This is a genomic window from Haloarcula regularis (assembly GCF_029338315.1).
Lineage (GTDB): Archaea > Halobacteriota > Halobacteria > Halobacteriales > Haloarculaceae > Haloarcula > Haloarcula regularis.
The window spans coordinates 87,210-109,750 of record NZ_CP119794.1; the positions used below are offsets into that span (position 1 = coordinate 87,210).

Consider the following 22,541-nt stretch of genomic DNA (forward strand, 5'->3'; position numbering starts at 1 on the left):
GTCAGCGAAACTCAGCGTCGAACTCGTCTAAGGGTTCCGGTACGACGCCGTCTTTCTGCGACCAGACCCGGGCGTGGGCCGTACAGACCGTCCGATTTGCGTCCCACGGGATGTGGAGTTCGACGGCGGCCTCCCGCTCGCAGTCCGCCTCGGCACACTCGGTCATAGCAGCGCGACCACCACCATGGTGACGAGAATCGACCCGGTCAGCAGCGCCTGGACGATGCCCGAGGCGAGCATCCCCACCGTGGTCACCAGCGCGGCCTTCGCACCCTTTCGGGCGTCCTGCTGACGGCGGAACTCGACGAGGAAGACGGTGGCCGTGACGCCGAGGATGATGCCGAGCGGCCCCGTGAGGAAGAAGAGGACGAGGCCGACGATGCCGGCGACGACGGCCGTGAGGTTCGACGCGCCGCCCACGCGGGCGGCGACGGCCCCGCCGGCGACGTCGACGACCCAGGTCAGGACGGCGACGAGCACCAGGCCGGCCAGCAGCAGCGTGCCGGGCTCGCCCGTCGCGTACCGGTAGAGGAGAACGCCGGCCAGCGAGAGCAGCGCTCCCGGGACCTGCGGGACGAGACTGCCGACGACGGCCCCGACGAGCAGTGCGAACGCGGCGAGGACTAGCACCAGCGAGAGCCCGGACGAGATCATGCGTGGCGGTCGAGTTCCTCCTGTACCCAGTCGTCGCCGTAGAGACGCGTCAATCTTTCGACGGCTCGCCCCAGCGCCCGCATGCACTCACGGCGCGAGACGAAGGAGAGGTCGTCGGCGACCGTCGACCAGTCGTCGGCCTGGAGGACCTTCCGCACGAGCAGGCGCTCCTGGTCGGCCGTCAGCGCGTCGGGGTCGGCCGGGTCGACGAGGTGCCGGAGCGTCAGCACCCGGAACGGCGCGGGGTCGGTGTCGAGTATCGACGCGCCGCCGGGGACGCCCGCGACGAGTCGCCACTCCAGGTCGGAGAGCGAGACGTCGGGCGTCGCCGCGACGGCCGCAAGGGTCGTCCGGACCACGTCCGGGTCGCAGTCGTCCAGCGCGTCGGTGAGCACGGACGGAATGCGGTCACAGAACCACGCGGCGTGCCGGGTCGCCAGTGACTCGCCCGCCACAGACGTCGACTGGAGCATCACCGCCGAGTACTCCCCGCTCGTGTCGTTGCGCGTCGTCGAGAGGTGGACCGTGTGGTAGCCGTTCTCCTGCCAGAAGCGGACCAGCTCGGGCGTCGCCCCGTAGCCGACGCCCAGCCAGTCCACGTCATCCGCGAACTCCTCGTGGACCTTCGCGAGCAGGTGCGACCCCAGGCCCTGCGAGCGCACCGCGGCGTGCGTCGCGATGCGGAGGACGCGCTGGCCGACGGGGACGCCCGCCGCCTCGTCGCGCAGCTGGGTAGTCAGCACGTCGGGGACCATGTTGCCGCGGATGCGCCCGCCGCCGTACATCGTCGCTCGGGTCTCGGCCGACAGGTCGCCCTCGCGGGCCAGGAGCGCGACGCTGACGACGTGGCCCTCGTGGGTGAGCGCCCGGACGCTGAGATTGGGGGCATCGAGCATGCGGGCGAGGTCCGCCGGCTCCGTGCGGTAGTGGGCCAGCACCAGCAGGCCGAAGACCTCCCGGAGCAGGTGCTCGTCGGCCAGCAGGTCCGCAGTCGAGAGGCGGCGGTAGGCCACCCTCTCCGGCGTCGCCTCGGCGACGAGCGGGTCGACCGGCGGCCGCGCGTCGAGCAGCAAGGCCCTGAACGCCCACACCTCGACCGGGTCGGCCTCGGCGTAGCGTATGGGCGTCGTCATCGACACGTCGGTCACCTCGTGGTCGCTCTCTGCGAGCCGGTCGCGGAAGCGGACCGAGAACCCCCGGCCCGCCCCCTCGTAGCCGTGGACTGTCGTCGTGAACGCGACGGCCGGCGCGGAAAGCAGCGTTTCCAGGCGGCGGACCGGGAGCGCGGCTGCCTCGTCGACGACGACCACGTCCGGGTCGCCCGGCAGCGCGACGGCCTCGGCCGGCGGCACGAACCGAACCTGGCCGGGTCCGTCCCCGACGGTCAGCGTCCGCGGGTCCGCGTCCCTGTGCCCGGTCACGGCGACGCCGAGCGCCTCGAAGAGCGAACTCGCCCGCGCGAACACCTCGCCCGCACTCCGGTAACTCGGTGCCGTCACGAGCACGTCCTGTCCGTCCAGAGCGAGGTTCGCCGCGGCGAGTCCCGCGGCGCTCGACTTCCCGCGGCCCCGGTCGGCCTCGACGACGACGGCCTGTCTGGGCTCCCGGAGTCGTTCGAACGCGTGGACGGCGGCGACCTGGTCGTCGGTGAGGCAGGCGTCGTACGTCTCTGGCCTGAACGCCGCGTCGGCCGGGGCCGTCGGTGGCGTCCGGGCCAGTCGTGGTGCCGGATCTGTCAGCCCGTCTCTCTCGATTCGGTCGCCGTCGACGTCGACGATGGCGATGCCACGGTGTGCACGCAACGTCCCGACGAGTCGCCGGCGGAAGGTCCCAGTCACGTCGTCGACGGTAAAGGGGAGCACCGCGAGCGTCTCGTCGAATGCATCGTGCTGCTCTGGCCACCCGTCCAGGGGCGGGGTCAGCAGAATCAACAGTCCGCCACCATCGACGGCCCCAGCGGCGCGCCCCAGCGCGTTCGGCCGGAGGTCGGCGTGTGCGTCCAGCACGACGGCGGTTCGGGTCCGGCCGAGCAGTTCGTCGCCGCGGGACTGTCGGTACTGCTCGCAGTCGACGAACCGGTCGGGGCCGAGGATCGTCGTCTCGCTCCGTGGGATTCCGGCGGCGTCCAGTGCGTCGATGGCGCGGTCGCGAACCCGATTGCAGGTACCGGAGAGAACGAGGAGCCGTCGCTCGTTCGACCGGCGGGCTTCGGCACGCAGCGACCGGGCCAGTTCCATACCGGGGCTGGCACGGCCGGAAGTAAGGTGTTGACGGTCGTTCGCCCGATTTTTGGCCCGTCGGACCGATGTCCGACCATGCCCGCCCTCCGAACGCCGCTCTGTCCAGCGCTCGGTATCGAGCACCCCGTCGTACAGGCCCCCGTCGGGAGCGTCTCGACGCCCGAACTCGCAGCCGCCGTCGCCGACGCCGGCGGTCTGGGGCTGCTCGCGATGTCCTGGCGTGAGCACGGTGCAGTCGCCGAGGCGTACCAGGCCGCGACTGACCGCACCGACGGGGTCGTCGGCGTCAACGTCGTCCTCGACGACTCGACCGGGACGCGCTCGCCGTCTGCGTGCCTCGATGCCTGTCTCGACGCCGGTGCGACGGTGGTCTCGTTCTCGTTCGGCGACGCCGGTCCCTACGTCGACCGCGTCCACGACGCTGGCGGTGTGGCACTGGTGACCGTCGGCAGCGCCGCAGAAGCACGCGAGGCGGTCGCGGCTGGTGCCGACGTGGTCGTCGCTCAGGGGGCCGAATCCGGTGGCCACGTCCAGAGCGACGTGACGACGATGGCGCTGGTCCCGCGTGTCGCCGAGTCAATAGACGTTCCGGTCGTCGCCGCGGGGGGTATCGGAGACGGCCGCGGGGTCGCTGCCGCCCTGTCGCTGGGCGCCGACGGCGTGTGGCTCGGCACCCGGTTCGTGGCGACCGCGGAATCGGGTGCACACGAGTCCTATCGTTCGACGCTCACCGACGCCCCCGAGACGGCGACTCGACGCACCGAACTGTTCGACCGTGGCTGGCCTGACCAACCGCATCGCGTCATAGAGACGGGCGACGTACAGGCTGCCGCCGCGGAGGGAGGAGACGAGCGCCCCGGCGTCGGCGATACCGTGGCGACGACGGCCGATGGCGACCCCGTCGAGCGGTACGCCGACGTGCCGCCGCTCGCGGGCATGGCGGGCGACGTCGACGCGCTCCCGCACTACGCCGGACAGAGCGTCGGGGTGACCACCGACGCGCCGCCGGCCGCGACCGTGGTCGAGTCACTGCTCAGCGAGGCCGTCGTCGCGCTCGACGGTGCCACCGAGGCCGTTCGACGGTGAAGACCCCCCGACGACGACCGTGTGCCGCGCTGGCACGGGATTTCGGCTTCGAAAGCGCTTTTAGGGCTGGTGGCACAGAAACGGGTACAGCCTGCGCCGGGTTGATGATGCTCCCAGCCTTCTCAGGAAACCGCGCACCAGCGTGGTGCGCCGCGGCTTCGGCCGCGTCACGGCGGGGGAGCGTGAGCCCGCGTGCAGGAGGTGACCACACAAATGCCAGTATACGTAGATTTCGACGTTCCGGCCGACCTCGAGGACGACGCCCTCGAAGCGCTGGAAGTCGCACGAGATACAGGAAGCGTCAAGAAAGGAACCAACGAGACGACCAAGTCCATCGAGCGTGGCTCCGCGGCGCTCGTCCTCGTCGCCGAGGACGTCCAGCCCGAGGAGATCGTCATGCACATCCCGGAGCTCGCCGACGAGAAGGGCGTCCCCTTCATCTTCGTCGAGCAGCAGGACGACCTCGGTCACGCCGCCGGTCTCGAGGTCGGCTCGGCCGCGGCCGCCATCGTCGACGCCGGCGAGGCCGAGGCCGACGTCGAGGACATCGCGGACAAGGTCGAGGAGCTCCGCTGAGGTGACCGAACATGAGCGCTGAGGAATCCGAAGGCAGCGGCGCCACGCCCGCAGAGGTCATCGAAGTCGTGGGCCGGACGGGGATGCACGGCGAGGCCATGCAGGTCAAGTGCCGCATCCGCGAGGGCGAGAACCAGGGTCGCATCATCACCCGGAACGTGCTCGGCCCGGTCCGCGAGGGCGACGTCCTCCAGCTGCGCGAAACGGCCCGCGAGGCCGACTCCATCGGAGGTCAGTAACCGATGCCCCGAACACGCGAGTGTGACTACTGCGGTGCGGACATCGAGCCCGGCACGGGCACGATGTTCGTCAGCAACGACGGATCGACCACGCACTTCTGTTCCTCGAAGTGCGAGAACAACGCCGACCTCGGCCGCGAGCCCCGGACGCTCGAGTGGACCGAGTCCGGTCGCGGCCCCGAAGGGACCGTCGTCGAGGACGACGAGGCCGACGAAGACGAAGCGGAAGCCGAGACCACCTCGGTCGACGAGGCCGAAGACGCCGACGAGGACGACGAGGACGCCGCGCCCGACCTCGAAGCCGCCGAAGAGGACCTCGACAACGACGCCGACGAGGACGACGAGGAAGCAGAGGAGGCTGAGGCGTAATGGCCGACACCGAGCGCACCTTCGTGATGGTCAAGCCCGACGGGGTCCAGCGTGGCCTCATCGGGGACATCGTCTCCCGGTTCGAGGACCGCGGCCTGAAGCTGGTCGGCGGCAAGTTCATGCAGATCGACCGGGAGCTGGCCGAGGACCACTACGGCGAACACGAGGACAAGCCGTTCTTCGACGACCTGGTCGAGTTCATCACGTCGGGCCCGGTCTTCGCGATGGTCCTGGAGGGCCAGGACGCGGTCAGCCAGGTCCGCACCATGATGGGCGAGACGGACCCCGCCGAGTCCGCTCCCGGCACCATCCGCGGTGACTACGGGCTGGACCTCGGTCGGAACGTCATCCACGGCTCCGACGACGAGGACCCCGGCGCGAACGAGCGCGAGATTTCGCTGTTCTTCGACGAGGACGAGCTCGTCGACTGGGACCGCATCGACGAGACCTGGCTCTACGAGTAAGCCCGGCCTCGGTCGTCCCGGGCTTCGCCGAGCGCAACCACCTTCAGGGACCCGCCCCTACCGGCGGGTATGAGTCGAACACTCTACCAGCTCGACGGGTGCCCGTACTGCGAGAAGGTCGCCGACCGGCTGGACGAACTCGACGTCGAGTACGAGACGGCGTGGGTCGAGGCGCTGCACTCGAAGCGCGACGAGGTCAAGCGCGTCTCCGGCCAGCGGGGCGTGCCGGTCCTCGTCGACGAGGACCACGGCGTCACGATGGCCGAGTCGGAGCGCATCCTGGAGTTCGCCGAGCAGACCTACGCCTGATCGTCGTCGGCCGGCACCGCGGCGGCTGGCTCGCCAGCTGGGTCGCCGTCCTCGGGAGGCCCGATCGCGTCGTCGGTCCGGGACCGGCGGTAGGCAACCGCCGCCGCGCCGAGTGTGACGAGCACCATCGGGAACAGGAAGAACGCCACGAACGTCACCGACAGCATCGGGCCCTGTGATGCGGTTCCGACCGTCTCCTCCTGGGCGACCAGCGCCCACTGCTGTACCAGGACGAACGTCCCGGCGACACCACACAGGAGGTAGCCGACGGTGAACCCGGTGCCGACGAGCGCGCTCTCCTCGAGAACGCTCTCGGCGGGTGTCCCCGGGCGATACGTCTCGAACAGCGCGCCGGCGGCGAAAAGTGCCACGACGGGCACGAGGAAGAACACGACCGGCGGGACCGACGCCCCGGTCGCGAAGTAGAGGTCGTTCCCGAACGGCGACCCCCCGATCTTGATGGTCGCGCGGGTCACCGTGGGCACGTGGTGGGCGTTGAACAGGATGTGCCCGTACTGGATGACGACGGCGGCCGTGGAGTCGATAGGCGCCGCGCTCCGGTCGACCGACGAGGGGCCGACGACGAAGATGGTCGCGACGACGAGGTACTCGAGGAGGAAGGTGGCGACGGCCGCGAGGCCCGCGGGGAGCCACGGGAAGGCCCGGACCGATGGCGCGAGCAGGTGGTCGTCGGTCGATGCGTCGGCTGGCTCGGCGTGGTCTGTGGTCACAGCGCTACTCTATCCCTGTGACCGTCACACACCACCGAAAGTATTGCGGTGGATTCGACCGCCTCGTGTCAGTGAGGCTGCCGTTCTCACTCGTCGTCGGGCACGAAGTCCAGCGCGGCCCCGTTGATGCAGTACCGCTTGCCCGTCGGGTCGGGTCCGTCGTCGAAGACGTGTCCCAGGTGGCCCTCACAGGTCGCACAGACGACCTCCGTGCGGCGCATCCCGTGGCTGGTGTCGAGTCGCGTCTCCACGGTGCCCTCCTCGAGCACGTCCCAGAAGCTCGGCCACCCGGTACCCGATTCGAACTTCTCGTCGCTGTCGAACAGTTCGGCGCCACAGCCCGCACAGGCGAACACGCCGTCGTCCTTGATGTCCAGCAAGTCGCTACTGAACCGCGGTTCGGTCCCCGCCTCGCGCAGGATGCGGTACTCCTCCTCGGTCAGCAGTTCGCGCCACTCGGCGTCGTTCTCCGGGAGTTCGCCCTCGGTTTCGCTCATACCGCAGTATAGGGGCTGGACGGATATAAGCGCCCGGCGAGCGGGGGAGTTCCCAGAGATCAGCGGCTCCGAAACCGACCGGACGACACGCCCGACTCACCGCTCTGGCGCGGACGTATCGGCCGGGCGAGGACTGTCCGCGTCGGACTCGAGGAGGTGACACGCCGCGCGGTGGTCGTCGTCGACCCACGTCTCCGGCGGCGCCTCGCGGGCACAGACCGTCGGGAACGCCTCGACGAGGCGCTCGTGGGCCCGGTCGTCCGCCCCGTCGACGACGAGCTCGAGCGCATCGCGCAGTATCGCGTCGACCTCCGGATCCGAGAGGCTGTCCGGGATGCCGAACTCCTCGCGGACGGCGTCGCGGACCTGGCCGTCGGTGACCGTCTCGACGGGGACGTCGGCCGACGCGGCGACGAACTCGCGGACGCCCGCCTGGTCGATGCCCGCCGACGCGAGGCGCTGGCGGAAGTCGAGGACGGCCCGCCAGGCGGACTGCTCGAGGTCGTACCCGTCGGGCGGGATGACCTTCGGACAGCGGGTGTGGAACCGGCACCCGCTCGGGCGCACTCGCGGACGGGACGTCTCCGGACAGGCGGACGCGCTGGCCGCGCTCGCGCGGGTCGATGGTCGGTATCGAGGCGACGAGCACCTCCGTGTATGGGTGTCGCGGCGACGTGAACAGCTGCTCGGTGGGCGCCTGCTCGACGATCTCGCCTAAGTACATCACGGCCGTCCGGTCACAGACCTCGCGGACGACGCCCATGTCGTGGCTGATGAGCAACAGGCCCAGTCCGAACTCGGCCTGGACGTCCTCGATGAGCGTCAGGATCTCGGACTTGACCGAGACGTCCAGCGCGCTCGTCGGTTCGTCCGCGATGAGCACGTCCGGGTTGAGCACGAGCGCCCGGGCCAGCGCGATGCGCTGTTTCTGTCCGCCCGAGAACTCGTGGGGGTATCGGTCGACGTCGTCGGCGGACAGGCCCACCCGCTCCAGCAGGTCCTGTGTGACCTCCCGGCGGAGCGCCCGATCGGCGACGCCGTGGATGACGAGCGGTTCGGCGACGGACTCGCCGATGGTCATCCGCGGGTCGAAGCTGGCACTGGGGTCCTGGAATATCATCTGGACGTCGCGCCGGTAGGCCTTGAGCTCGCTCCCGGTCACGTCGGTGACGTCTTCCCCTTCGAAGCGGATGGCCCCGCCCGTCGGGTCCTCGAGCCTGACCATCGTCCGGGCCGCCGTCGACTTCCCACAGCCCGATTCCCCGACGAGACCGACCGTCTCGCCACGTTCGACCGTCAGATCGATGCCGTCGACGGCCTTGACCGCGCCGACCTGCCGCCTGAGCACGCCCTTGGTTATCGGGAAGTGCTTCTCCAGGTTCTCGATCTCGAACAGCGGCGGCTCACTCATCGTGATCGCCCTCCCCGTGGCCATCGCGGAGCGCCTCGGGGTCACCGTCGGGCCCGTAGTACACGCAGGAGGCGTCCTGTCCGTTGCCGACGTCGTACAGCGGAGGCTGGGTCCCGGTGTGACACTCCTCGCGGGCGAAGTCACACCGGCCGGCGAACCGACACCCCGGCGGCGGGTCGCGAAGGTCCGGCAGCGTCCCCTCGATGGCCCGGAGATCCCGCCCCCGGCCGGGGAGACAGTCGAACATGGCCTTGGTGTAGGGGTGGGCCGGCGCGTCGAAGACGTCGTAGACGCCCCCGCGCTCCATCACCCGGCCGGCGTACATCACGACCACGCGGTCGGCCAGTTCGGCGACCACGCCCAGGTCGTGGGTGATGAGCAGGATGGACATGCCGAACTCATCCTGGATCTCCTCTAAGAGGTCGAGCAGCTGCGCCTGGATGGTGACGTCGAGCGCGGTGGTCGGCTCGTCGGCGACGAGCAGGTCCGGGCTCGAGGCCAGCGCCATCGCGACGACCACTCGCTGGCGCATCCCGCCAGAGAACTCGTGGGGGTACTCGTCGTACCGGCTCGTCGCGTCGGGGATGCCCACCCGGTCTAAGAGCGTTATCGCCCGCTCACGGGCTGCCCTGTCCCCGACGTCCTCGTGGGTCTGGATGGCCTCGCGGATCTGCCAGCCGACGGTGAAACAGTGGTTCAGGGCGTCCTGTGGGTTCTGGAAGACGTGGGCGATGCGGTCCCCACGGACTTTCCGGAGCTGTCGCTCCGAGAGGTCGAGCAGGTTGCGCCCCTCGAGTTCGACCGTGCCGTCCAGAATGTGCCCCGGTGGCGTCGGAATCAGTTTCGTGATGGTCTCGGCGGTGACCGTCTTCCCGCTCCCGCTCTCGCCGACGATACAGACCGTCTCGCCGCGGTCGACGTCGAAGGAGACGTCGTCGACGGCCCGCAGCGTCCCCCGCTCGGTCTCGAACTCGACGGTGAGGTCCCGGACCGAAAGCAGCGGGCCCTCCGTCCCCGGGTCGGCCGTCCGCTGTCGCTGCCCGCTCATCGGTCACCCTCCGAGCGGGGGTCCAGCGCGTCGCGGAACGCGTCGCCCACGAAGTTGAACGCCAGGATGGTCAAAAAGAGGAAGACGCCGGGGACGGTCGAGACCCACCAGGCCGTCCGGAGGTCCGAGCGCCCGGCGGCGATGGTCTGGCCCCAGGAGGGAATCGTCGGATCGCCCAGCGAGAGGAAAGCCAGGCCGGCCTCGAAGAGGATGAGGCCGGGGATCAGCAGCGTCAGGTTGGTGATGACCGTCCCGGAGACGTTCGGGAGGATGTGCCGGCGGATGACGTGGCTCGTGTCGGCCCCGGCCGCCCGCGCGACGGCGACGTACTCGTCCTCCGAGCGCTGGAGCGCCGCGCTGCGGACCAGGCGGGCGGTCCCGCCCCAGCTGAACAGGCCGAAGACGAGGATGAACATCAGCAGACTGCCGCCGAAGAGGAAGATGAGCAGCAGGTACAGCAGGAAGGAGGGGAAGACCTGCTGGATGTCGACGTAGCGCATCAGCACCTCGTCGACGAGGCCGCCGACGTAGGCGGCGACGGTACCCACCGTCGCACCGATGCTGATGATGAGAAAGGAGGTGATGAGGCCGATGCGTATCGAGACCCGCATCCCCAGCACCACGAGCGCGAGGATGTCCTTCCCGTCGCCGGTCGTCCCCAGCGGGAACTGCCAGCTGCCCCGACACCGACCCTCGACCGTCTCGCCGACACACTGCAGCGGGATGGAGCTGTCGACGGCGAACCCGACCGGCGGCTGGAGCTCTGTATCAGTTCGACGGACGGTTTCGTGACGACGAGGGGGCCGACCAGCCCCAGGACGACGACGACGGCGAGGTACCCGAGGCTGATCACCGCCGCCCGGTTCTTGCGGAACTGCCGCCAGTAGTGGGCGGTCATCCGCCGGTGGGTCACCAGGGGGACGACGAAGTAGAAGGCAAAGAGCGCCAGCGAGAGCAGGAACAGCCAGTCCAGCTGGGTGAGGTCCCAGCCGTCCCGGAGGACGGGGTTGGGGGAGAACAGCGGCGCCTCGCGGATGTAGTCGTACGCGAAGGTCACTCCGAGCGCCGCGAGCGTCGCCAGGAAGCCCGCGGTCTGGCGACTCATCACGACGCCCCTGTCTGCCTCCCAGTCGATGTCCTCGAACCGACGTCTGGGTGTGTCGGAACTCATCACCGATCACCGTAGTCGATTCGCGGGTCCAGCACCGTGTAGGCGATGTCCTGCAGCAGGTTCCCGACGATGGCGATGAACACGCCGATGAGCGTCGTCGCGAGCACCAGCGCCGTGTCCTGTGTCTGGATGGCCCTGAAACTCAGCTGGCCGAGCCCCGGGATGCCGAAGACGACCTCCACGAGGTATGAACTCGCGATGAAAAGGCCCAGCAGGTCCGCGACCAGGATCGTCGAGAGCGGCACTGCCGCGGGTCGCAGGACGTGCAAGAGCAGGATGCGGCGGTCCGAGACGCCCTTGGCCTTGGCCGTCTTCGTGAACGTGGCCTCGACGTACTCCAGCGCCTCCGCGCGGGTGTAGCGGGTCAGGCTGGCTATCGACCCCGTGGTGAGGACGAACACGGGGAGGACCAGCTGCCTGACGTTCTCGAGGCTGAAGACGGGCGCCTCGGGGTTGAAGACGATGGGCACCAGGTCGAGGTGGACCCCGAAGACCACCAGCAGGATGATGCCAAACCAGAAGTTCGGGATGGCGTACCCGAAGAAGGCGGCGAACGTCGCGGCGTAGTCGAACCGGGAGTACTGGTGGGTCGCCGAGTACAGGCCGATACCGAGGCCGAACGCGACGGTCAGGATCGTCCACGGGACGGAGTACATCACCGTGTAGGGGAGCGCCTCCATGATGGCGGCGGTCACCGGCTGGCCCCGCGAGGTGCTGTAGCCCCAGTTCCCCGTCGCCATGTTCGTCATGTAACTGCTGTACTGCTCCCAGAGGGGCCGGTCGAGGCCGCGCTGGGCCTCGAAGGCCTCCTTCGCGGCCTCGGCGTCCCCGCCGCTCGTGGCCGCCTGGAACTGGATGGACGCCAGCGCCTGCTGCTGTGTCACGAACAGCAGCGCCCAGGTGATAGAGAGGATGATGAACGTGGCGACGACCGCCCACAGGAGGCGTCTCGCGACGTACCACCTCATCTGTCGAAGTAGTACGTCTGTGAGTTCCACCCGCTGGCGAAGGTGTCTGTCGGGCCGACGAGCTCGTCCTGGGCGCCCGTGATGTCCGACTCCATGATGAGGAAGCCGAAGGGCTGTTCGCGGGCGAGCTTCTGGAACACCTCGCCGTACAGTTCACGGCGCTGTTCCTCGTCGACGGTCCGTGAGGCCTCCGCGTAGAGCTGGGAGATGTTCGACTCGGGGACGTAGCCGAAGTAGTTGACGCTGCCCCGCTCCTGGAAGAAGACGGCGCTGGAACTGGGCGTCCGCGGGTAGGTGTTGAACCCGAGCACGATGGACATGTCCCACGGCTCCTGGCTGACCGAGACGTCCCGGGGACCGCCGTTGAACAGGCCAGCCTTCCAGGGCACCTCCTCTCCCTCTGGCGAACTGTTCGCGGCGTAGTTCTGCTGGAAGGTGTTCCCCGGGACGGTCTCTATCGAGATGCCGACGCCGAGGTTCCGTTCGACCTCCTGTTTGATGAGTTCGGCGAGAGTCTGGTTGACCTGGCTGGCGGAACTCGCAAACAGCGAGAGCCTCACGTCGTCACCGTCGGGGTCGACCAGCGTGTCGCCGTCGTATCGATAGTCGGTCCCCTCGATGCCCCGGCGCATCCGCCGCCTGGCGACCTCGCTCCCGTACAGGTCGCCGGTCCCGAAGGTGTACTGGTCCATCCCCTCCGAGACGTACCACTTCGAGAACTGCGGTTGCATGGTGTAGGCCGGCTCCGCGAACCCCCGGAAGAGGTTGTTCGCGAGCGTCTCCTTGTTGACCGCCATCACGAACGCCTGGCGGACCGGTATCTCCCGGAACAGCTCCCAGCCGTTGGCCCGCATGTTGTACTTGATGGCCTGGACGAACGGCTGTGGCTGGACGTAGACGTCGACGCTCTCTAAGTCCTGGAACTCCGTGGCGTTCTTCGGCGGGATGCCGGCTGTGGTGACCTCGCCCTCGCGCAGGGCGTTCAGCCGCGAGGACTCCTCCGGGATGACCTGTATCCGGTACGACTCGAAGTACGGGGCGTTCGTCCACTCCTCGCCCAGTCCCTCGACGTCGCGGAGGTAGTAGTCCTCGTTGCGCGTGGTGCGGAACTGCGACTCCCGGTTCCACTCCTCGAACGTGTAGGGGCCGAGGTTGCCCGTGTACTCGAGGTTCAGTATCTCCTCGTCCTGCTGGAGGCCCTCGGCGTCCTTCTCGGGGACGTACTTCTCGAGGATTCCCTTCGGCAGACAGTTCTGTCCCCACAGGATGGGCTTCAGCGGGAACGTCGGGTCGACCTCCGGCAGCTGGAGCTCGAAGGTGAGCTCGTCGACCTGCTCGACCGGTATCGGTTCCCCCTGGCGGAACCAGTCGGTGGCGCTGGTGTAGCCCGCCCAGTTGTCCTCGCCCTGGAAGACGTTCCTGATCATGTACACCCAGTCCTCGGCGGTCATCTGCCCGTAGTCGCCGCCCCACTGGAGGTTGTCGCGGAGGGTAATCCGGTAGGTCTGCCCGTCCTCCGTCGAGGGCTCGGCCCAGAGCGGGAACACGTTCTGGTCGTTGTCGACGGCCCACGCCCCGTCGAGCGTCAGGCCGACGTACGCACCAGAGGTTGTGTCGTTCGTGTAGAGCCAGTTCAGCCCGTTGGCGTCCGACCCCGCGACGCCCACGAACTCGCCCGAGGGCTGTCGTGGCCCCGACCCGTCCGTCGAACCGCCGTCGCCGCCCTCCTGTCCGCTGCCGCTCTCGCTTCCACCACCGCCGAAGACGCTACAGCCGGCGATGGACGCCGACGCACCGACCCCGAGCGTTTTTAAGAGGTCCCGCCGATTCGGTCGGTAGAGCGACGTCGGTTCCGAATCCTTGTTTGGCATTATCTAGCGAAACAGTACCGTACGATTATTAATTGTCGGTCTGCGTCGCCGCCTGCGCGGCCGTGCTGACCCCGGGGTCCGCTTTCCACTGCGTCCCGGGTCGGCGTCACCGGAAGTCGTCGAGGCGCAACTGGTCCGGCGCGACGCCGCCGGGTTCGTCGGCCCCAAGAAGTCGTGGGAGGGCCGTCGTCGCGAACGTCAGCCCCACGACGAGCAGTATCGGCGCGAAGAAGAGGCCATAAAAGCCCAGCACGACCGGGCCGAGCGTGTACGCGAGCATCAACAACCCGACGTGCGTGTTCTCGCCGCTGAGCAGCGGTCGCAAGAGCAGGTCAGGGACCGTGTCGACCACGACGACGGCGACGACGAGGAAGACGAGCACGAACACCAGTAGCGACGAGTCGCCGCCGAGCACGACGGGGAGCGCGGTGATGCCGGTCAGCGGGAGGTAGACGACTTTCATGCCCACGACGGGGACCAGACTCGCGATGCCGGTCAGGGCCCCCGCCAGGGCCGGGTAGGGGACCTCTACGGCCGCCGGGACCAGCGCGTTGTACCCGGAGAACGCGGCGATGGCGATCAGCGAGATGGCGACGACGTTCAGCAGGTTCCCGAAGAGGACCGCCTCGAGTTCCGCGTCCACGGCCTCCAGGTACTCCCGAATCACGGCGTCGTCGTCGAAGCGCAACAGCCACTCGCGGATGCGCCCGCCGTCAACCAGGAGGTAGTAGGTGACGATGACGCTGATAAAGAGGTTCAGGAAGAAGTTCGAGACCACCGACGTCACCAGCGCCGCGTGGTCGCCGACGAACTTGAGCACCGGTGAGAACTGGCCGGACTGGTAGGCCCCGTAGAGCCCCTCGATGGTCAGGTCCGGCATCGTTCCCACGTCGTCCAGCCAGGCGACGTGCGTCGCGGCCACGGTCAGGAGGTCGTACTGTTCGACGAACTGGCGGGACTCGATGACGAGCAACACGCCGGCGTATGTCACAAGCAACAATAGCGGGAGCACGAGCGACGCCATGACGATCACCGCGCGGACGCGGGCCGGCAGTCGGAGCCGCCGCAGCGACTTGTAGAACCGCCGGGTCGAGTAATAGAGGAACACCGACACCGTCAGCGCCGCGATGAACTGGTAGGCGAGCACACCGATGACCAGTGTGACGAGGACGCCAAAGAGGGCGACGACGAGCCGTTTCTCGTCCATATCACTTCCTGCAGGGGGGTATAGATAAATCTGCGGGCGACGCGTGAGAGGGTCGCAGCCGCGAGTCGACAGCGGGCCGACAGGTCGGCCCGCGAACGCGCCGACGAGCGCTACCCGGGCGAGGCTTCGCGGGCCGTGATCGTTCGCTACTCTGCGAACGACTCTGAGAGTTGTTTCAGGTCCGACGTAATCTGGAAGACCTTTGCCGACTGCTGTTCGCTGGATTTCGCGATCTCGTGTATCTCGTCGTCGATCTCAGCGACTCTCTCGGCGGTCTCGTCGATTTTCGTGGCCACCTCCTCTGCGGACCGGGCTTGTTGGTCTGTCGCTTCAGACACCTCTTTGGTCCCGTGTGCAGCATCCGTAACGACGTCGGCGATCTCGTTGAGCTGGTTCATCGCCCGTTCCGCGTTCTCGACGCCATCGTCGATCGTTGCGATAGTCGCCTCGGCGTTCGTGACCGTCTGGTCGATCACCTCCTGGATATCGGCTATCGTCGCGTCGATCTCCTGTGCCTGCTGTTGGGACTCCTCGGCGAGGCTCTTGACTTCGTCGGCGACGACGGCGAATCCGGATCCGGCTTCACCCGCTCGGGCAGCCTCTATCGAGGCGTTCAGCGCCAGCATATTCGTCTGGTCGGCGATGTCGTTGATGACCTCTGCCACGTCGCTAATCTGTTCCGTTCGCTCTTGCAGTTCGATGATGCTCTCCTTGATTTCTCGCCCTCTTCCTCGATCGACTCCAGATCCTCGACTGCTTCCTCGGCGGACTCTTGCCCCTCTGACGCGACCGTCGAGGCACGTTCACTGACCGACTCCACGCGGTCGGCAGTCGCGGCAATTTCCTCGATAGTCGCACTCAAGTTCGACATCTCATCCTGGATCTGTGAGACGTTCTCCGCCTCCGTCTCTGTCAAATCCGCGATCTCGTTGCTTCCAGCGGTCACCTCCCCAGCCAAGTTTTTGAGTTCGTCGACACCATCGCGTGAGCCGTCGGCGATCTCCCGGCGGCGTTCCAGCTCGTCCTCATATACTGCTTCTCGGGTACGAACGAACGACTCGACGATCGCTTGCCGGTCCAGAGTGAGCAACTTCGCCGCCGACTCCAGCGCCTCGTTGTTGGTCTGGATCTCGTCTCGCACCTCTTGGACGGTCGATTCCTCGACACCTGCTGCATCGAGAATCTCACTCACCGCTTCTTGGGTTCGGTCGGATGTCGCCTCCACGAGAATCTCGAAGTTGGAGTGTTGCTGCCCGAGATAGAACGGGACCGGTATCTCAGATTCATCGAGGAACGTGCCGAGACCGGCCCGTGTCCTGAAATAGGACTCACCGTAGTCTCCGGAGACGAGCGAATCGAGATACGCACGCTGAATCTCGGCATAGTCATCGCTATCGATCGAGGACTCGTCGACCGCACCAGAGACGGTCTCATCCGAGTCCTCACTCGGACGGACCGCTTCGTCGAGGGTGTCGATCGCAGGAAGGGACGACGCAAGCGCCCGAAGCCGCCTCACATCGCTGTCATCGAATCCGACAGCCGCTTTCAACCGCTGTATCCTGGCAGGGGAGAAGTCAAGTTGTTCGACTGTCTCTCCAACTTCCAGGTGTTCGCGCAAAGCATCGTCTCCCGTCGTTTCGTCTTCTTCCGGATTTGAGCTCATAAAAAAGGATGGTGGGTTCTGTGTTCCTCCTGTTTCCTGATCGTGACCGAATTACTGGAAGGTCGACTCGTCGATCTCGTGGGTGCCAAAGTCGTAGGTGTCGACCTCGGAGTCGTAATAGTCGCCGTAACTCTGGTCCTGATCGCCGCCTGCGATATGGGAGTCCAGCCAGTCGCGGGCGAACTCGAGGACCTCCATCGTGATGTACTCGCCGTTCTCGTGCTTTTCACGCAGCTCGGTGACTTTCGCTGCGAACTCCTCGTGCATCTCCTGGTGGCCAAAGAAGCACTCGGAGCAGTCGTCTGCGAACCCACAGCCCTCCATGAACTCCTCCTCGTCACTGAAGTGGTACTCCGTGTAGCGCTCGAGCTCCCGCAGGACGTCGCCGAGTTCTTCCTCTGCTCGGCCCTCCTCCATCGCTTCGTGAAGCTTGTTCAGCACCTCGAAGAGCCGCTTGTGCTGCTTGTCGTATCGTTCGATTCCGGTACTGTAGCGTCGGTCGTCCCACTCGATCAGGGGCATATTCTGAACGTCAGCACTGTTGTAATAAAATACCCGCTCGGGTTCCCATTCGATGGGAACATTTGATTTTCTAACAATTCTGAGAACTGCGGAAAAAATGTCGGTTCCACACCGACGGGTCCCAGCGAATCCTCGATGCGGAAGCCGGGCCACTGTCTCTCGTCCCGACACCGATGGTGTCCGCCATGGTCCGTCAGCCGGGCGAGGCTGCCCCGTCACATGCCTCACGCGTCGCGGTGAGACATTTCCTTTCGTCTCTTACGAAATACTCCGTTCCGGAGACGACTGATCGAAGTCAGTCACCCACTGGGGAGCCAGCAGTACCGGTCGGCGTGGAAACCTACGGTACTGGACAGACAGGCCACGGAGGATTGCTTCGAGGTGCCCGGTGCACGTCGTGTCGGACTTCGGGGGAACGGTCGAGAGCCAGGGGTGGGATTTGAACCCACGAACTCTCGATTACAAGTCGAGTGCTTGGACCACCCAAGCTCCCCTGGCGCGTTCGCGTACGGTGATTGCGGGGGGACCGTTTAGAGAGTATCGTTTTCTACCGACTTCTCCAGTTCGACGCGGTGGTCGGTGTAGCCGTGCCTGCGGTAGAACCGGCGCGCGTCCTCGTTGCTGGCCATCATCTCGAGCGTGACCGTGTCGACGCCGTCGTCGGCCAGTCGGCCCTCGGCGGCCGACAGCAGCGCCGAGCCGATGCCCCGTCCGCGGTGGTCGGGCCGGACGTAGATGTTCTCGATCGAGCCCTGCCGGACGTCCTGACGGTAGCGCCCCTGGCGGACGGTGAACATCACGAACCCGACGATCTCCTCGTCGACAGTCGCCACCAGCACGGACTCGCCGACGATTCGACCGGCGATAGACTCGCGGATGTTCGTCCGGTTGGCCGCTGCCAGCAGGTGGGACCCGTGGGCTCGCTGGTCGCTCGCGAGGTCGACCCACAGGTCGACGACGGTCTCGGTCTCACCCGTCGTGGCGGTCCGGATTTCCACACCCGAAGTGCGTGTCGAACGGGGAAAACGATTTGGTCGGCTGGAGGCCTCAGACGTCACGACAGTCGGCACAGAGCAACTGGCCGTTGAACGACGAGAGGTTCTGTGTCAGCGTCCCGCAGGCCGAACAGATGCCCTGGTCGTCGAAGTTGTCCTCGGCGATGGAGTCGGTCCCGTCGGTCGTGGCCGCCCGGCCCGTCGTCGCCATCTGTTCGGCCGTCTCGACGGGTGCTGTCGTCTCGCCCTCCAGCAACGACGTCGAGAGGATGTCGCTCGCCGTCAGCGTGCCCAGCGGTTCCCCCTCCTCGACGACGAGCAACCAGGACGCAGCGAGCGTGGCCATCTTATCTCGCGCCTCGGGGAGCCGTGCGTCCGGGCCGATAGCCGGAAGCGACTCGTTCATCACCTCGCCGACTGTCGCCGAGTCCGTCGCCACCTCGCCTACGACGTGTGCGAGGATGTCGTCGCGGGTGACCCAGCCGACCGGATCGTTTCCGCGCAAGACCAGCACCGCCTCGTCGTCACTCCGTACCAACAACTCGGTCGTCTCGAGAAGATTGTCGGATTCGCTCGCACCGAGGAATTCCCGATCCATCACCTCCCGGACGGTCACGGAACCGTTCATGCGAGGGTGTACCACACGACGAGTCTAAAAGATACCCCCAGTACGCTTATGCCACGTCCATCCCTAGTGTGCTAGTCGTTCAGTCTTCGATGGTGACTGGCTCGCCCGTCGCCCGACAGTGTTCCAGGGCGTGTTTGGCGTCCATGCCGGCATCGGCGGCCGTCCGCCCATCGCCGACCCCGACCTTGAGCTCGACGTCGACCGTCTCCCGGACGTGTTCGATAGCGTCCTCGTAGTCGCGCCGGCCGAGCGAGGGGCAGACGGCGATGACGTTGTCCCCGCCGACGAAGAAGGAAAGCGAGTCGTGGCTCTCGCGCATGTACTTCATCAGCGCGGCGTAGCCCTGTTCGATGCGGATGAACGTGTCGAACTCGTTGAGCTGGTCGGTGTACTTCTCGGTGGCGTCGTCGACGTCGAAGTGCGCCAGCTGGACGTCCGTCCCGGTCCGGAACTCCTCGTCGATGGTCTGGCCCCGCAGGACCTCGCGGCGGCCCTTGTCCTGTGCGCTCCCGGCTGCCTGGAGTTGCTCCGTCGCCGTGCCCAGCGCCGAGGCAGGCGTCGTCCCCGTCGCGACCGAGAGGCTCATCGAGACTGGGTAGCGGTTCCCCACGGACTCCTGGATGAGGGCGTGGTCGTCCATGTCCAGGCCGTTCGTGACGGCGATCATGTTGTCGAACCTGGAGAAGAAGATGTAGCCGTCCCGGTTGCCAAACAGCTGCGCGAGGTCGGCATACAGTCGCGACTGCATCGTCTGGAGGTCGACTTCGCGCCGCGGCTCAGGCGTCACCGTCCACGGGCCGTAGTTGTCGATTTGGATGTGCGTAACCTGCGTATTCGTCACTGTCGGTAGCCGCTTGTCGACGCTCGGCTATTGGTCTGTCGGAATCGGCCGCTCGCCGTCGGGGAGCACGTCCGGGCGGCGCAACTCGACGGTGCCGACCATGGAGTCGTAGGCCACGACGCCGGTGGCGGTCAGCTTTGGGAGGTGGTCCCGGTACAGTTCCGCCCGGACCGCGTCGACCTCGTCGTCCGGAACCTCCGCCTCGGGCACGTTCCGCTCCGTTGCGAGCACCGCCCTGGCGAGGTCGCCGACGACCACCGGTCTGTCGCGCCGGTCGAGAATCTCCAGCGCCCGCCGTCGCCGCTCGTCCGCGAGCAGGTCAGCGACGACGTCCGGCGGTAGCGGTCCGTCCCGTTCCGTATCGGGGTCCTGTGTCGCCATGGTACCAGCTACAGCGTACCAGCATAAGTATGTAGTGCGGTCACATACCACACGAGAAGTCTCCCGGTGAGCTGCTCCAGCCGGTCCGTCGTCATCGCGTAACAGGTGCGCGTCTCGCCGTCGAGCATCGCCGTGGCGGCTCGGAAGTGAATCGCCCGTCCCGGCTGGATGAACGCCTCCTCGAGGCCGTCGATGGCGGTCGCGTGCCCTCTGATGAGCCGCGCGGGAATCGCCCACTCGAAGGCCCCGTCGTCCGTCCGGACTAGCGGCGTGGTGGTCACCTCCCGGTAGTGCTCGCGCTCGAGCGTCCCTTGGCCATCACGAGGACGTTCGCGTCCCCCGGAGGTACCAGTGAAGGCGCTGTCCGTCGGCCAGGTTGCCCCCGAAGAGCGCGTCGGGACGTTTTGGCGGCTCGGGCATCGACTCGGTGGGCGTCGCTTCGACGTCCTCGGATGTCGCGGCGGGCGGGTCCATCTCGGCGACCGTCTCGGGATCGGTGTCGTCGGAAGTCGGCGACGGGTACGCCCACTCCCCGCTCTCCTCGGCGACGTCGGCGGGCGGCTCGTCCACAAGGGCACTCGTGGCTAACTGAAGGATAACTCCACCTGCCACGACCCGGCGCACGGGTCGCGGGGTCCGCGTCGAGACACTCTCCGGAGCAACGCGTGCTCAGGCGTGCTCGAGGCGGTAGGGCCACCAGTCCGCCTCGCGGAGCGCCCGGCCGACCGCCTTGTGGAAGTCCGGGAAGTCCTCGAAGGACTCCTGGTCGACGTACTCGAAGATGTCTTCGACGCTGACGACCGTCTCGTAGTCGATGCGGACCGGGTGGTCGCCGTACGCCTCGACGAACGCCGCCGCCTCGAGCGGGAAGTCCTCGTCCTCGTCGATTTCTTCGCAAGCACTGCGTGGCCGTACTTGCGCCGTCCTTCGCTACCTTCGTCCCCGTCCGGGTCGTGCGGCCAGTCCATACCGGACGGTGGGACACCGGCACAAAAAGGATTTCTCTCCCGCGGTCCGGGGTCAGAGCTCGAAGTCGGAGCCGCCGGGCCCGTCACCGCTTCCACGTCGCATCACTGCGAGCGCACCGAAGAACACGAGCAGTGCGACGGCCACGCCGCCCGCGACGAGCACCGTGTCGATGCCGAACACGGTCGCGGGGAGACCGGCCGGGAGGCCATCGCTGTCGCCGTCGCCGTCACCGTCGCCACCTGGCTGCGATACCGTCCCGGTGTCGGTCCCTGGCTGGTCAGTGGGCTCGTCGGCGACCTGTGCCTCCGTGATGACGACGCTCCCGACGCTCCGGTCGTTCAGCGCGACCCGGTACTCGCCGGCGCTCGTGACGTCGGTCGCGAGCGTGACGGTCCGCTGCTGGCCCGGCGGAACTCTCGTGACGGAGGCGTTGGCCGACTCGCCGTTGACGGTCATCGTTGCCTCGTAGTCGCCGGCGACGCTGCCGCTGTTCGTCACGGCGGTCTCCACGACGATCCGGCGTCCGTCAGTCGTCGGGACGGTCCTGAGGTTCGTCTCCCCGACGTCGAAGACCGGCTGGATGGTCCCGAGGACCAGCGTGTCGAAGTTCGCCGCCCGCGCCTCGTAGACCACGGCGTCGGTCCGCTCGTCGACGACAGACGTCTCGAGTTCGGTCCAGGTCGACCCGTTCTGTGCGTACAGGGCGAGCGCGTCCGTCTCGATGCCGGCGTCACGAAGTGCTGTCCGATTCACCGCGACCCGCATCCGCACCGCGTCGACGCCGCCGCTCGACCCGACCGTCACGACGCCCAGCACCGACGTCCCCTCGTCGTCCGGTAGCGTCACCGACGACGCCGACGGGGTGGTGTACTCGGTGACGCGCTGGGTGAACCGGTCCTCGCTCGCTTCGACCGTCCACCGTTCGATGGCGAACGAACGGTTCTCGGCCGCCGGTATGTCGATGTCGTAGGGGTCGGTCGTCGGGATGCCACCGGTCCGTATTGCCATGGACCGACTCGCATTTGTCTCGTTTGTCACCTGCGCTGTTGCGCGTTTTACGCGCACGATACCGATCTCCTCTTTATTAGCAGTGATCCGGTACGTCCCCGGGTTGTCGAAGACCACGGACTTCACGATCCGCGTGTCCGAGTCGCCGGGCACCACGACCCGCTCGCTCGCGATCTTCGTCCCGTTCCGCTGGATATCCACAGTAAGCCCGCCCCCGCTACTCCCGACGTTGACGACGCGTACTGTGACGTTGAAGTCGTCACCGACCAGCGCCTCCGACGATTCGAGATGCCCGCCGGTGACGACGAGACTCGGTGCGGCTGCTGCCGTCCCGATAACCGCACCCGCAACGAGCATGGCAACAGCACCGAACTGCAGTGCTCTTGTCAGGGTGTCGCCCGGGGACCGCTTCTGTCGGCTCATATACGTGTTATGACCGGCACCGTCCGTATAAAACTGCGTGATTGCTTCGGTCGACGTTTGAGCGACCATCTCGATGACCGTCGAGTCTATATCACGACTCGCACGAGACGGTCCTGCTCGCGTCGCTGCGCGGTATGGGACTCGTCGGCTTCAAATCCAGGTGCACCGTTCACTGCTCACTGTCGTTCGCAGCAAAACGGTGGGGCTGGGATTTGAACCGAGCCGAGACGGTCCTGCTCGCTTCGCTGTGGGGCTGCGACTCGTCGGCTT

The 22,541-nt window shown here is 67.0% G+C and carries 25 protein-coding genes, 1 tRNA gene and 4 pseudogenes; 6 read left to right on the forward strand and 24 right to left on the reverse strand.

What is annotated here, in order from left to right; genetic code table 11:
* Nucleotide 1: 1 nt before the first annotated feature.
* From P1N55_RS00500 to tmcA, 3 genes are read right to left on the reverse strand one after another with little or no spacing between them, the layout of a single operon-like run.
* Entirely contained in the window at nt 2-166 is a 165-nt protein-coding gene (locus P1N55_RS00500; protein ID WP_276277090.1) for a hypothetical protein, read from the reverse strand.
* The gene (locus tag P1N55_RS00505) at nt 163-654 is read right to left on the reverse strand and encodes a DUF456 domain-containing protein (RefSeq protein WP_276277091.1); all 492 of its coding nucleotides are present in this window, start codon (nt 652-654) and stop codon (nt 163-165) included. The genes P1N55_RS00500 and P1N55_RS00505 overlap by 4 nt, the downstream gene beginning before the upstream one ends.
* Nucleotides 651-2,891, reverse strand: coding sequence for a tRNA(Met) cytidine acetyltransferase TmcA (gene tmcA, locus P1N55_RS00510; RefSeq protein ID WP_276277092.1), 2,241 nt, complete (start codon nt 2,889-2,891; stop codon nt 651-653). The genes P1N55_RS00505 and tmcA overlap by 4 nt, the downstream gene beginning before the upstream one ends.
* Nucleotides 2,892-2,969: 78 nt before the next feature.
* Between tmcA and P1N55_RS00515 the strand changes: the two genes are divergently transcribed.
* The 6 genes from P1N55_RS00515 to P1N55_RS00540 all read left to right on the forward strand — a co-directional run bounded on the left by P1N55_RS00515 (nt 2,970) and on the right by P1N55_RS00540 (nt 5,937).
* Entirely contained in the window at nt 2,970-3,980 is a 1,011-nt protein-coding gene (locus tag P1N55_RS00515; RefSeq protein ID WP_379690263.1) for an NAD(P)H-dependent flavin oxidoreductase, read from the forward strand.
* Nucleotides 3,981-4,193: 213 nt separating this feature from the next.
* Entirely contained in the window at nt 4,194-4,556 is a 363-nt protein-coding gene (gene rpl7ae / locus P1N55_RS00520) for a 50S ribosomal protein L7Ae (protein ID WP_276277094.1), read from the forward strand.
* Nucleotides 4,557-4,567: 11 nt separating this feature from the next.
* Nucleotides 4,568-4,795 (forward strand): 30S ribosomal protein S28e, encoded by a 228-nt coding sequence (locus P1N55_RS00525; RefSeq protein ID WP_276277095.1) that lies wholly within the window; start codon nt 4,568-4,570, stop codon nt 4,793-4,795.
* 3 nt (nt 4,796-4,798) lie between these two features.
* On the forward strand, nt 4,799-5,164 hold the full coding sequence (locus P1N55_RS00530) for a 50S ribosomal protein L24e (RefSeq protein ID WP_276277096.1): 366 nt from the start codon (nt 4,799-4,801) through the stop codon (nt 5,162-5,164).
* Nucleotides 5,164-5,628 (forward strand): nucleoside-diphosphate kinase, encoded by a 465-nt coding sequence (ndk, locus tag P1N55_RS00535; RefSeq protein ID WP_276277097.1) that lies wholly within the window; start codon nt 5,164-5,166, stop codon nt 5,626-5,628. The genes P1N55_RS00530 and ndk overlap by 1 nt, the downstream gene beginning before the upstream one ends.
* A 69-nt stretch (nt 5,629-5,697) precedes the next feature.
* On the forward strand, nt 5,698-5,937 hold the full coding sequence (locus tag P1N55_RS00540; protein ID WP_276277098.1) for a glutaredoxin family protein: 240 nt from the start codon (nt 5,698-5,700) through the stop codon (nt 5,935-5,937).
* Here P1N55_RS00540 and P1N55_RS00545 read toward each other — a convergent pair.
* From P1N55_RS00545 to P1N55_RS00650, 21 genes and pseudogenes are all read right to left on the reverse strand, one after another.
* A complete protein-coding gene (locus P1N55_RS00545; protein WP_276277099.1) occupies nt 5,928-6,668 on the reverse strand; it encodes a hypothetical protein in 741 nt (246 codons plus the stop codon). The two genes, P1N55_RS00540 and P1N55_RS00545, sit on opposite strands and share 10 nt — an antisense overlap.
* 86 nt (nt 6,669-6,754) lie before the next feature.
* Nucleotides 6,755-7,165: a peptide-methionine (R)-S-oxide reductase MsrB gene (gene msrB / locus P1N55_RS00550; RefSeq protein ID WP_276277100.1), complete on the reverse strand. Its 411-nt coding sequence runs from the start codon at nt 7,163-7,165 to the stop codon at nt 6,755-6,757.
* A gap of 96 nt (nt 7,166-7,261) precedes the next feature.
* Nucleotides 7,262-7,732, reverse strand: coding sequence for a hypothetical protein (locus P1N55_RS00555; protein WP_276278768.1), 471 nt, complete (start codon nt 7,730-7,732; stop codon nt 7,262-7,264).
* 55 nt (nt 7,733-7,787) lie between these two features.
* Nucleotides 7,788-8,600: pseudogene (locus P1N55_RS00560) on the reverse strand (ABC transporter ATP-binding protein); the annotation flags it as partial.
* The gene (locus tag P1N55_RS00565) at nt 8,569-9,624 is read right to left on the reverse strand and encodes an ABC transporter ATP-binding protein (protein WP_276277101.1); all 1,056 of its coding nucleotides are present in this window, start codon (nt 9,622-9,624) and stop codon (nt 8,569-8,571) included. The pseudogene P1N55_RS00560 and the gene P1N55_RS00565, both read right to left, overlap by 32 nt.
* Nucleotides 9,621-10,795: pseudogene (locus tag P1N55_RS19525) on the reverse strand (ABC transporter permease). Before P1N55_RS19525 ends, P1N55_RS00565 begins: the two are co-directional and overlap by 4 nt.
* Nucleotides 10,795-11,763, reverse strand: a complete 969-nt coding sequence (locus tag P1N55_RS00580; protein WP_276277104.1) for an ABC transporter permease — start codon at nt 11,761-11,763, stop codon at nt 10,795-10,797. The pseudogene P1N55_RS19525 and the gene P1N55_RS00580 overlap by 1 nt, the downstream one beginning before the upstream one ends.
* Nucleotides 11,760-13,634 (reverse strand): ABC transporter substrate-binding protein, encoded by a 1,875-nt coding sequence (locus P1N55_RS00585; protein ID WP_276277105.1) that lies wholly within the window; start codon nt 13,632-13,634, stop codon nt 11,760-11,762. The genes P1N55_RS00580 and P1N55_RS00585 overlap by 4 nt, the downstream gene beginning before the upstream one ends.
* Before the next feature lie 106 nt (nt 13,635-13,740).
* On the reverse strand, nt 13,741-14,841 hold the full coding sequence (locus tag P1N55_RS00590; protein WP_276277106.1) for an AI-2E family transporter: 1,101 nt from the start codon (nt 14,839-14,841) through the stop codon (nt 13,741-13,743).
* A gap of 146 nt (nt 14,842-14,987) precedes the next feature.
* On the reverse strand, nt 14,988-15,506 hold the full coding sequence (locus tag P1N55_RS00595) for a methyl-accepting chemotaxis protein (protein WP_276277107.1): 519 nt from the start codon (nt 15,504-15,506) through the stop codon (nt 14,988-14,990).
* Nucleotides 15,455-16,459, reverse strand: coding sequence for a protoglobin domain-containing protein (locus tag P1N55_RS00600; protein WP_276277108.1), 1,005 nt, complete (start codon nt 16,457-16,459; stop codon nt 15,455-15,457). Before P1N55_RS00600 ends, P1N55_RS00595 begins: the two co-directional genes overlap by 52 nt.
* Before the next feature lie 132 nt (nt 16,460-16,591).
* Nucleotides 16,592-17,026 (reverse strand): annotated as a pseudogene (locus P1N55_RS00605) (bacteriohemerythrin); the annotation flags it as partial.
* A 424-nt stretch (nt 17,027-17,450) separates the two neighbouring features.
* Nucleotides 17,451-17,524, reverse strand: a tRNA-Thr gene (locus P1N55_RS00610).
* A gap of 32 nt (nt 17,525-17,556) precedes the next feature.
* Nucleotides 17,557-18,024: a GNAT family N-acetyltransferase gene (locus P1N55_RS00615; protein ID WP_276277110.1), complete on the reverse strand. Its 468-nt coding sequence runs from the start codon at nt 18,022-18,024 to the stop codon at nt 17,557-17,559.
* 49 nt (nt 18,025-18,073) lie between these two features.
* On the reverse strand, nt 18,074-18,649 hold the full coding sequence (locus P1N55_RS00620; RefSeq protein WP_276277111.1) for a CBS domain-containing protein: 576 nt from the start codon (nt 18,647-18,649) through the stop codon (nt 18,074-18,076).
* A 79-nt stretch (nt 18,650-18,728) separates the two neighbouring features.
* Entirely contained in the window at nt 18,729-19,490 is a 762-nt protein-coding gene (locus P1N55_RS00625; protein ID WP_276277112.1) for a GTP cyclohydrolase III, read from the reverse strand.
* A gap of 27 nt (nt 19,491-19,517) precedes the next feature.
* Nucleotides 19,518-19,871 (reverse strand): DUF7344 domain-containing protein, encoded by a 354-nt coding sequence (locus P1N55_RS00630; RefSeq protein ID WP_276277113.1) that lies wholly within the window; start codon nt 19,869-19,871, stop codon nt 19,518-19,520.
* Nucleotides 19,872-19,879: 8 nt separating this feature from the next.
* Complete coding sequence (locus tag P1N55_RS00635) at nt 19,880-20,152, reverse strand: hypothetical protein (RefSeq protein WP_276277114.1); 273 nt, start codon at nt 20,150-20,152, stop codon at nt 19,880-19,882.
* 37 nt (nt 20,153-20,189) lie between these two features.
* On the reverse strand, nt 20,190-20,441 hold the full coding sequence (locus tag P1N55_RS00640; protein ID WP_276277115.1) for a hypothetical protein: 252 nt from the start codon (nt 20,439-20,441) through the stop codon (nt 20,190-20,192).
* A gap of 99 nt (nt 20,442-20,540) precedes the next feature.
* Nucleotides 20,541-20,839 (reverse strand): annotated as a pseudogene (locus P1N55_RS00645) (DUF5785 family protein).
* A 52-nt stretch (nt 20,840-20,891) separates the two neighbouring features.
* Nucleotides 20,892-22,271, reverse strand: coding sequence for a hypothetical protein (locus tag P1N55_RS00650; RefSeq protein ID WP_276277116.1), 1,380 nt, complete (start codon nt 22,269-22,271; stop codon nt 20,892-20,894).
* Nucleotides 22,272-22,541 lie beyond the last annotated feature (270 nt).

Coding starts and splice junctions, on each gene's coding strand:
- P1N55_RS00500 (WP_276277090.1), bottom strand. CDS start 166: ATGACCGAGTGTGCCGAGGCGGACTGCGAGCGGGAGGCCGCCGTCGAA.
- P1N55_RS00505 (WP_276277091.1), bottom strand. CDS start 654: ATGATCTCGTCCGGGCTCTCGCTGGTGCTAGTCCTCGCCGCGTTCGCA.
- tmcA (WP_276277092.1), bottom strand. CDS start 2,891: ATGGAACTGGCCCGGTCGCTGCGTGCCGAAGCCCGCCGGTCGAACGAG.
- P1N55_RS00515 (WP_379690263.1), top strand. CDS start 2,970: ATGCCCGCCCTCCGAACGCCGCTCTGTCCAGCGCTCGGTATCGAGCAC.
- rpl7ae (WP_276277094.1), top strand. CDS start 4,194: ATGCCAGTATACGTAGATTTCGACGTTCCGGCCGACCTCGAGGACGAC.
- P1N55_RS00525 (WP_276277095.1), top strand. CDS start 4,568: ATGAGCGCTGAGGAATCCGAAGGCAGCGGCGCCACGCCCGCAGAGGTC.
- P1N55_RS00530 (WP_276277096.1), top strand. CDS start 4,799: ATGCCCCGAACACGCGAGTGTGACTACTGCGGTGCGGACATCGAGCCC.
- ndk (WP_276277097.1), top strand. CDS start 5,164: ATGGCCGACACCGAGCGCACCTTCGTGATGGTCAAGCCCGACGGGGTC.
- P1N55_RS00540 (WP_276277098.1), top strand. CDS start 5,698: ATGAGTCGAACACTCTACCAGCTCGACGGGTGCCCGTACTGCGAGAAG.
- msrB (WP_276277100.1), bottom strand. CDS start 7,165: ATGAGCGAAACCGAGGGCGAACTCCCGGAGAACGACGCCGAGTGGCGC.
- P1N55_RS00565 (WP_276277101.1), bottom strand. CDS start 9,624: ATGAGCGGGCAGCGACAGCGGACGGCCGACCCGGGGACGGAGGGCCCG.
- P1N55_RS00580 (WP_276277104.1), bottom strand. CDS start 11,763: ATGAGGTGGTACGTCGCGAGACGCCTCCTGTGGGCGGTCGTCGCCACG.
- P1N55_RS00585 (WP_276277105.1), bottom strand. CDS start 13,634: ATGCCAAACAAGGATTCGGAACCGACGTCGCTCTACCGACCGAATCGG.
- P1N55_RS00590 (WP_276277106.1), bottom strand. CDS start 14,841: ATGGACGAGAAACGGCTCGTCGTCGCCCTCTTTGGCGTCCTCGTCACA.
- P1N55_RS00620 (WP_276277111.1), bottom strand. CDS start 18,649: ATGAACGGTTCCGTGACCGTCCGGGAGGTGATGGATCGGGAATTCCTC.
- P1N55_RS00630 (WP_276277113.1), bottom strand. CDS start 19,871: ATGGCGACACAGGACCCCGATACGGAACGGGACGGACCGCTACCGCCG.
- P1N55_RS00650 (WP_276277116.1), bottom strand. CDS start 22,271: ATGAGCCGACAGAAGCGGTCCCCGGGCGACACCCTGACAAGAGCACTG.